Origin of the sequence: Moorena sp. SIO4G3, from assembly GCF_010692305.1 — a bacterium.
In the GTDB taxonomy this organism is placed as follows: Bacteria; Cyanobacteriota; Cyanobacteriia; order Cyanobacteriales; family Coleofasciculaceae; genus Moorena; species Moorena producens_A.
This window is the reverse complement of sequence record NZ_JAAHIG010000461.1, coordinates 1-6,313: the sequence shown is the minus strand read 5'-3', so window position 1 is coordinate 6,313 and position 6,313 is coordinate 1. Positions and strand designations below refer to the sequence as shown.

Annotated in this window: 5 protein-coding genes and 1 pseudogene; 5 read left to right on the top strand and 1 reads right to left on the bottom strand. The window is 43.9% G+C overall.

Annotated features, from left to right (window positions below):
- From F6J99_RS39940 to F6J99_RS39920, 5 genes and pseudogenes are all read left to right on the top strand, one after another.
- Window positions 1–106 (top strand): annotated as a pseudogene (locus tag F6J99_RS39940) (rRNA maturation RNase YbeY); the annotation flags it as partial.
- 158 nt (window positions 107–264) lie between these two features.
- A complete protein-coding gene (locus F6J99_RS39935) occupies window positions 265–720 on the top strand; it encodes a diacylglycerol kinase family protein (RefSeq protein WP_293064293.1) in 456 nt (151 codons plus the stop codon).
- A 36-nt stretch (window positions 721–756) separates the two neighbouring features.
- On the top strand, window positions 757–1,923 hold the full coding sequence (locus F6J99_RS39930; RefSeq protein WP_293121712.1) for an FAD-binding oxidoreductase: 1,167 nt from the start codon (window positions 757–759) through the stop codon (window positions 1,921–1,923).
- 559 nt (window positions 1,924–2,482) lie between these two features.
- Window positions 2,483–4,780, top strand: coding sequence for a glycosyltransferase (locus tag F6J99_RS39925; protein ID WP_293121710.1), 2,298 nt, complete (start codon window positions 2,483–2,485; stop codon window positions 4,778–4,780).
- A 456-nt stretch (window positions 4,781–5,236) separates the two neighbouring features.
- On the top strand, window positions 5,237–6,043 hold the full coding sequence (locus F6J99_RS39920; RefSeq protein WP_293121708.1) for a sulfite exporter TauE/SafE family protein: 807 nt from the start codon (window positions 5,237–5,239) through the stop codon (window positions 6,041–6,043).
- Window positions 6,044–6,124: 81 nt separating this feature from the next.
- On the opposite strand, the gene F6J99_RS39915 is transcribed toward F6J99_RS39920, so the two are convergent.
- A partial coding sequence (locus tag F6J99_RS39915) for a hypothetical protein (RefSeq protein WP_293121706.1) occupies window positions 6,125–6,313 on the bottom strand: 189 nt, incomplete at its 5' end.

Below are 6,313 nucleotides of genomic sequence, written 5' to 3'. Positions count from 1 at the left end.
ACTTCACCTTCTAGGATGGGATCATCCGGATGAGGAAAGTCTAGTGAGAATGCTGGATCAGCAGGAGACTCTACTTCAGAGGGTAGGTCTTTCAAATGATTCCTAGAAGTATGCTGTGCTTTTCAGTATATCCCTAAAGGTTAATCCTCCTAACCCATATGGGAAAGATGAAGGTATACCCAAGACCTATCCCTGAACCGATAAATGGTGTTACCAAAGGCCGAATCTTATCAAACTCAGTTTCTCGTGTCTAATACCTTGCCAATGACTCAAGAGCTATCTATACCAGTACCCCAATACTCTGACTCCAAAGTCAAACCTAACCGAGATTTGGCTTGGCGAATTGCTCCGACATTAATGCTTAGCTTCAAATATGCCTGGGCTGGGGTTCGCTATGCCTTTCTCACCCAACGTAACTTCCGCATCCATACAGTCATTGGCATTCTAGCCATTACCTTGGGCATTTTTTTACAAATACCCCTCGTAGAACTCGCTGTGATTGGACTAACCACTGGGCTAGTCATGGCTATGGAGATGCTAAATACAGCTATTGAATCGGTCGTAGATCTAACTGTTAAACAGACGTACCATGAACTTGCTAAAATTGCTAAAGATTGTGCGGCTGGTGCAGTGCTGATCTCAGCGATAACTGCTATTTTTGTAGCCGGTTCCCTGCTACTGCCACCCCTAATCATTAGAATTGAGTCAGTTTTGGGCTAAACACCCAATTAGACTATAACAATATGCGACTATACGATGAAAGTATATGACTGGATTGTCATTGGTGGTGGCATTACCGGAGCAGCACTTGGGTACGAATTGTGTCGCCAGGGTTTGAGTGTTCTGATTTTGGAGCAACATCCTACCCTAGAGGGAGCAACTCGCTATAGCTATGGTGGTCTTGCCTATTGGTCAGGAACATCAAGGTTAACTCGAGTGCTATGTCAGGAAGCTAGAGAAATTTATCAAAGTTTATCTGAGGAATTAGAAACAGATACACAGTTCCGGGAATTAGACTTATTGCTGACCATTGACCTCAAGGATGACTCTGAGCAATTGGCAGCAGATTATGCCCGTTGTGCTACTCCCCCAACTTGGGTGAGTGTGGCGGACGCTTGTGCCCTCGAACCCCTACTCAATCGAAATGCGATCGCAGGAGCGTTTACTGTCCGTCAAGGGCATATCCATCCAGGAAAGACTACCCAAGGTTACCTGAACGCTTTCCGCCGTTGTGGGGGGGAAATCGAAATTGCTCGTGTGGTGGAACTGGTAAGTAGTTCAGATACTATCAAGGCAGTCAAAACAGTAGCAGCCACCTACCACACGGCTAACACAGTTGTCTGTGCTGGTGGACTCAGTCGTACCTTACTGAAAGCTTCCGGAATTCCTGTCTACTTGTATTTCACTCATGAGGAGATGATTGAAACTCCCAGAGTTGACATCAAGCTGCAGACAATTGTTATACCAGCAGATACAAAACGGTTTCAACTGGAACAGCAAGCCAGTAATAAGTCAGTTGAACACTTGTGGAATAAGCCTGGTCATGAGGTAATACGACCCATTCTTGATGCAGGTGCAGTACAGTTTTTAGATGGCAGTTTACGGATGGGTCAGCTGAGCCGTGTGCTGACAGACCCCTACGCGACTATAGCGCCAGATAAAGGAGAAGCGGAAATTCGTACTCAAGTGGGTAAAATTCTACCAGCTCTTGAGAAATTACCAGGAACCTGGCATCATTGTTTAGTAGCATTCAGCAACACTGGTCTGCCAGTGGTTGGTTCCTTCAGTGGTGTCGAAGGAGTTTATATATTTTCTGGTTTTACTAACCCACTGGTATGTGTGCCACCCCTAGCCAAGCGCTTTGCTAACTGGGTTCAGGGACAAGAGGATGAAATAATAGCCAAGCTGTCCCCCGCCAATTAAAAAAGTATTATGTTAAATTAAGCAAGGTTAAACCTTCTTAAGAGTCTGTTGGTGATCGACCCATAGTCTCAGTCAAAGTGCCAATACAGTGGCTCATCCTTAAAGCCCTTTGGTAGGGGCGACTCTGTCAAAGTTATGGAACATAGGTAGGGCCAAAGGTCGGATTAGACTGTACTAAGTTGGGTTAATGGTCACAGGCAGATACACATTTAAGCTGCAGAATAATTTAAGCAACGGATTTTGTGTTGACACCAGAGTAATCTTCACTGTCAAGGGTTAACGGTCAACAGTGAACAATCAGCAAGTTAAATGTTCATTAAGATAAACAATGGCTGTCGGTGTCTGACTCAACGTGGAAGCGACGGTCTACCCCTTAGCTGGTGAGGGAAGCTAAGGAATTAGCTCGTGCTAACAAGCGAGTTATGAGCCTAAACTGGTTATGAACCTACAGGTGATGGCAATCCCCTCCCCTCAACCCAATCGGCTGTAATAGGGGTCTTCTGCCAAGAACTAATGATCCAAGAACTAATGACAATACTGGAATTACAGTTAAGGGATTATGACAAAAACTCGCTCTAAGTGGCAGCTTGTGGTGGTAGGGATTTTGCTACTGCTGACTGTTCAGTATGTGCTGTGGCGATCGCTGTTTACCCTCAATCTGGATACCATGGTCAATGGCGTCTTTAGCTTGGGGTTATTACTAGCGGAAATACTGAGGCTAGTTGGTAGTACCATTCAGCTGTTTTTCTTGTCCCAGATAAAAGATAGAAGTCGGGAAGCTGATTGGGGTGAATTATCGGTTATTAGTGGTCGTTTTACCCCTTCTGTTGACATCCTGATTCCTACTTATAATGAACATCCCTCCATACTAAGACGAACAATTATAGGTTGTCAAGCTTTAGAGTATGCAAGAAAAACGATCTATCTTCTGGATGATACTAGACGTCCTGAGATGAAAAAACTTGCAGCTGAGCTAGGGTGCGAGTATATCACGCGACCAAATAATATTAATGCGAAAGCAGGTAATTTAAACAATGCCCTTCCTCAAACCTCTGGGGATTTAATTGCTGTATTTGATGCTGATTTTATTCCTACTAGAAACTTCCTCAAGCGGACTGTGGGTTTCTTTAAGGATAAGGAAGTCGCTCTAGTTCAGACTCCCCAAAGCTACTATAATCCGGATCCGGTTGCCTATAATTTAGGTTTAGAAAACATTCTGACGGCAGAAGAAGAATTATTTTATCGACATATTCAACCAATTCGGGATAGCACAAATAGTATTGTATGTTGTGGTACGTCTTTTGTGGTCAGGCGCAGCGCAATCTTAAGTATTGGTGGATTTTTTACCGATTCCATCGCTGAAGATTACTATACTGGTGTTTGTTTATCTGCTCAAGGCTATAAGTTAATTTACCTTGATGAAAAATTAAGTGCTGGCTTGGCAGCAGAGAATATCGCAAGTCATGTATCTCAGCGGCTAAGATGGGCACAAGGTACCTTACAGGGACTTTTTCTAGACGCAAATCCATTAAGAATTCCTGGACTTACTAATCTCCAAAGACTGGTTCATTTAGATGGGTTGCTTTATTGGTTTACTAGCTGGTCACGAATTTATTTTCTAATTGTTCCCATAGCGTATACATTTTTCGGGATTATTTTCTTTAAAGCAACAGCTACTGAAGTCTTGTGTTTTTTAGTTCCTTTCTATTTGCTACAGTTTTCTGTGTTCTCCTGGATAAACTGCGGCTCTCGCTCCGCTTTCATGTCAGATATTTATTCAGTAGTGTCATGTTTCCCCATTGGATTAACGGTGTTGCAGACAATGCTTAATCCTTTTTCGAGAGGATTTAAAGTAACCCCAAAAGGAATATCTCGGGAGAGTTTTAATTACAACTGGCAGTTAGCATCGCCGCTGATTATTGTATTCGTTGCTACAGCAATTAGTTTTGGGTTTAATCTGACCGAATTATTGATACCAGGCAGCAGTTTGCAATCCTTGGAAACAGCCCAACTTAGCCAACACATGAGCTTAGCTTGGATTTGGAGTGGCTACAATCTCCTGGTGCTGAGTATCGCCTTACTAATCCTTTTGGATTCTCCTAATCCGAATACTAACGAATGGTTTGACTTACGTAAAGTGGTGCGAATAAATATAGGAGGTCAAACCTATTGGGGCATCACTAAGTGGATTTCTGAAGTAGGTGCTCAAATCAAGCTGACTGAGAAGCTATCTATCTCCCTTAAAGACAATCTCAAAGTAAGTCTGAAAATAATGGGGGAGAACTTGCGACTACCAGGAAAGATTACTCACACAGACCTCACGAGTGAAAGTCCAACTCTCCAAATAGGATTTAATCAGCAGATGAGTTTACCCCAAACACGGTGTTTAATTGAAATGCTGTTTTGTGGTGTGGGTCAGTGGAAACCTTGTGATACCCCTGGAGAATTCAGCTTGCTGTGGCTTTTATTAAAAAGTTTCCTGCAGCCCAGATTTGTGTTTAAGCGTAATCCAAACCTCAGCACAATGAGCTCCACTGAGGTACCAAGCTCTAACCTTACCAAACTCAATGGTGAAATGGCTGTGGTAGCACCAGCACCACAGGCGATGGCAACTGTTGCTGATTTCCAAGAGGACAATAGCTCCCAACCCCTGCTCAAACCTATTTCACTAGTGGCTCAGCCTAGGGTAAAACCTACTAGTGTTGCTCAAACAGTCGGTGAAGAAGTGGCGATCAAGGTGGCAATACCAATGAATCCAGAACTAAACTCCCAGGTGGAGGCGAGCGCTCATTGGGAAGCCGAAGGTGAAACCGTTGTGATTAAAGTGGCGATACCCAATGAACTAATCCAGAAGTGACATACTCCCACACGCTTATCAAAGATTACAGTGTGGGCTTCTTACCAACTCCACCCAACGGTTCGGATACTCGGTAAGCTTTATTAACGACACGGGATGCCCCTCCGCGCCGGAACAATACAATAAGTTAACAATACAATAAGTTATATTTTTGATTAGTAGGTGGCGGTTAGCTCTTAATTTGTCTTCCCTACTATATCTAATATAAACGAGATATACCCTCTCCGCAATTCATCTGACACTCATGCTGCCCATGTTCGTTGTGAGGCATAAGAGCGGATGAAGCTAAATTGCCAGCTAAATGGGATTGACCTTGGCCTTTAGGCAACGCGTTCGCGTTTGGTTACCCGGGGCGCGATGCTCGGTACGAGCCGCTACGCGAACGCTAATTAAAAAACGACTCAAGAGCAGCTATGCTAGCAAAAAAGTGCATTTAGCCAAAGGCGATCTAAAGGGATGACTCCTACCCATTTATTGATTTTTGCTGGTTCCGGTTTATTAGCAGGTATTCTTGCCGGATTTCTCGGCATTGGTGGCGGTGTAGTGCTCGTTCCCTTGTTAGTGGCATTAGGATATCAACCAGTTCAAGCCGCTGCTACCAGTAGTCTGTCGATTGTGATTACAGCTACCTCTGGTACAGTGCAAAACTGGCGGATGGGCTACTTTGATCTAAAAAGTGTAATTGGCATCGGATTTCCAGCTCTAATCACAGCACAAATTGGTGCCTATCTAGCCGACCTGTTCCCTCCTTACTTGTTACTGGTAGCCTTTGGGATACTGCTACTGGTTACGATATATTTGATCCAACTACGCAAACAGCTTAAGTCTAGAGCGCAACAGGAATCTCAAAGAGCACTAAACAACAGACGTTCTTCAAACTCTTCCACCAAAGCTACTGTAGCCAGGATAGCGACAGGTGGTTTGGCTGGCTTATTAGCTGGTATATTTGGTATTGGTGGGGGAACAATTATGGTTCCACTCCAAATGTTGCTCCTAGGAGAACCGATTAAAACTGCGATTCAGACAAGTCTAGGGGTAATCGTCATTACAGCAGTTTCAGCCTCTGCAGGACATGCCTTACAGGGAAATGTCTTATGGATTGAGGGACTGCTCCTGGGTATAGGAGGCTTTTTGGGAGCGCAAATTAGTACTCGCTTTTTGCCAAAGTTACCAGACCAAGTGGTGAGCAATGGATTTCGCACCCTGTTATTTTCCCTATCAATTTATATGTTTTGGCAGGCATGGCAGAGTTACCGTGGTTGAGAGCAAAAACTTAGTTGACATTTTACGGTACAACACGCTATTATCAGTAGGCTGCCAAGGTCACTCAGCGGAGCAAGTACATTAAACCCCTTTGAAGCCGCTGAGTTGCGTCGGCGTTAACGTCAGGACTGTAGCTAGATCGGAAAAGCCAGGAATTATCCAAGGGATTAAAACACCATCTCGACAACGGAGACAAGAATTATCCTGAATTATGCTCAGAGCCTTCAAAACCAAGTTAAAACTGAATAACAAACAGAAAACTTTGATGGC